This is a genomic window from Paraprevotella clara YIT 11840 (genome assembly GCF_000233955.1).
Classification (GTDB): Bacteria; Bacteroidota; Bacteroidia; order Bacteroidales; family Bacteroidaceae; genus Paraprevotella; species Paraprevotella clara.
This window is the reverse complement of sequence record NZ_JH376637.1, coordinates 1-2543: the sequence shown is the minus strand read 5'-3', so window position 1 is coordinate 2543 and position 2543 is coordinate 1. Positions and strand designations below refer to the sequence as shown.

The 2543-nt window shown below is 46.0% G+C and carries 2 tRNA genes and 2 rRNA genes (1 of these 4 running past the window's edge); all 4 read right to left on the bottom strand.

Features of this window, described 5'->3' with window-relative positions:
- Positions 1 to 208 (bottom strand): 23S ribosomal RNA (locus HMPREF9441_RS15160) (its annotated part extends 2650 nt beyond the left edge of the window); the annotation flags it as partial.
- A 202-nt stretch (positions 209 to 410) separates the two neighbouring features.
- Positions 411 to 484, bottom strand: a tRNA-Ala gene (locus tag HMPREF9441_RS15155).
- A 95-nt stretch (positions 485 to 579) separates the two neighbouring features.
- Positions 580 to 653, bottom strand: a tRNA-Ile gene (locus HMPREF9441_RS15150).
- A 79-nt stretch (positions 654 to 732) separates the two neighbouring features.
- Positions 733 to 2244, bottom strand: a 16S ribosomal RNA gene (locus HMPREF9441_RS15145).
- Between the last annotated feature and the right edge of the window lie 299 nt (positions 2245 to 2543).

The window sequence follows — 2543 nt, the reverse complement described above, 5'->3', positions numbered from 1 at the left end:
TTCTTCTCCTCTGCCTACTAAGATGTTTCAGTTCAGCAGGTTTGCCCACCAATCGGTGTAGTACATCTTCAATGTACTGGGTTGCCCCATTCGGATATTTGCGGATCTAATCGTATGTGCCAATCCCCGCAACTTTTCGCAGCTTATCACGTCCTTCTTCGCCTCTGAGAGCCTAGGCATCCCCCATACGCCCTTACATAACTTTTCGCGCTTGTAGTCTTTCTTAATTCTGAATTTTAAATTCTAAATTAAGAAAATACCTCGTTCTCTTTGATTCTTTTTAATATTTTTTCGTTAGATTATCAATAATCTATTATTGATCTCTTATGCTTTTTATCCCAATATGTCAATGTACTGTTTTCCTCACCCTAACCCTCTCCAAAGGAGAGGGAACTTGTGGGTGCGTGTTGTGGAGAATAAGGGATTCGAACCCTTGACCCCCTGCGTGCAAGGCAGGTGCTCTAGCCAGCTGAGCTAATTCCCCGTGTTTAGTCGTTAGTTATTAGTCGTTAGTCGTTAGCCATTTAACTATCTAACTCTTCAGCTCCTAGAATTTCCTCAATTCAGCTTATCTTTTCGTAGTCCCAGGCAGACTCGAACTGCCGACCTCTACATTATCAGTGTAGCGCTCTAACCAGCTGAGCTATGAGACTGCTTGTTTTTTTGTTGTCCAGCAAGATTTAAAGAAAAGGTGTTATCCTTCTATTCGTCTATAACATCGGTCGTCTCTAAAAAGGAGGTGTTCCAGCCGCACCTTCCGGTACGGCTACCTTGTTACGACTTAGCCCCAGTCACTAGTTTTACCCTAAACAGCTCCTTTCGGTGACCGTCTTCAGGTACCCCCAGCTTCCATGGCTTGACGGGCGGTGTGTACAAGGCCCGGGAACGTATTCACCGGATCATGGCTGATATCCGATTACTAGCGATTCCAGCTTCACGGAGTCGAGTTGCAGACTCCGATCCGAACTGTGATCGTCTTTATAGATTCGCGCCTGCTCACGCAGTGGCTGCTCTCTGTAACGACCATTGTAGCACGTGTGTAGCCCAAGATGTAAGGGCCGTGATGATTTGACGTCATCCCCACCTTCCTCACGGTTTGCACCGGCAGTCCCACTAGAGTGCTCGACTCGACTCGCTAGCAACTAATGGCAGGGGTTGCGCTCGTTATAGGACTTAACCTGACACCTCACGGCACGAGCTGACGACAACCATGCAGCACCTTGAAAACTGTCCGAAGAAAAGCGTATCTCTACACCTGTCAGTCTCCATTTAAACCTTGGTAAGGTTCCTCGCGTATCATCGAATTAAACCACATGTTCCTCCGCTTGTGCGGGCCCCCGTCAATTCCTTTGAGTTTCACACTTGCGTGCGTACTCCCCAGGTGGGATACTTATCACTTTCGCTTAGCCACTCAGTCTTACAACCAAACAGCTAGTATCCATCGTTTACAGCGTGGACTACCAGGGTATCTAATCCTGTTCGCTCCCCACGCTTTCGTCCATCAGCGTCAATTAATTGTTAGTAATATGCCTTCGCTATCGGTGTTCTGTGTAATATCTAAGCATTTCACCGCTACACTACACATTCCAACTACTTCACAACCATTCAAGACTAACAGTTTCAAAGGCAGTTGCTCAGTTGAGCTGAGCGCTTTCACCTCTGACTTATTAGCCCGCCTACGGACCCTTTAAACCCAATGATTCCGGATAACGCTCGCATCCTCCGTATTACCGCGGCTGCTGGCACGGAGTTAGCCGATGCTTATTCGCAGAGTACCGTCATCAAAGTACACGTACTCCTTATTCTTCCCCTGCAAAAGCAGTTTACAACCCATAAGGCCGTCTTCCTGCACGCGGCATGGCTGGATCAGTCTTCCGACCATTGTCCAATATTCCTCACTGCTGCCTCCCGTAGGAGTCTGGTCCGTATCTCAGTACCAGTGTGGGGGATATCCCTCTCAGAACCCCTATCTATCGTAGCCTTGGGGAGCCGTTACCTCTCCAACTAGCTAATAGAACGCATACTCATCTTTCACCGCCTCAGCTTTAATATAAAAATGATGCCATCCCTATATACCATTAGGTATTAATCCAAATTTCTTCGGGCTATCCCTATGTGAAAGGCAGATTGTATACGCGTTACGCACCCGTACGCCGGTCGAAGCCCGAAAGCTCCTCCCTCGACTTGCATGTGTTAGGCCTGCCGCTAGCGTTCATCCTGAGCCAGGATCAAACTCTTCATCGTTAAAATCTTTAATTTCTTCTAACCGATTTTTAAGTTATTGACTTCAGGTTTCACTCGATTCTTTAAATCTTCTTTTGTGCTGTACAACATTATGTCAATGTACGTGTTGTTTCTTTTTGCAAGAGCACTTATCGTCTCATTTGCGGGTGCAAAGGTACGGCGTTTTTTTAATTCTGCAAATTTTTCAGCAACTTTTTTTCAAGTTTTTTTGAGGGGGATAGTTAAGTGGTTGGAAATCAGAGGTTAGAGAAAGGGCGTTTTTTCATATTTTTTTTTAGAAAGAAAGATAGAACGCTATT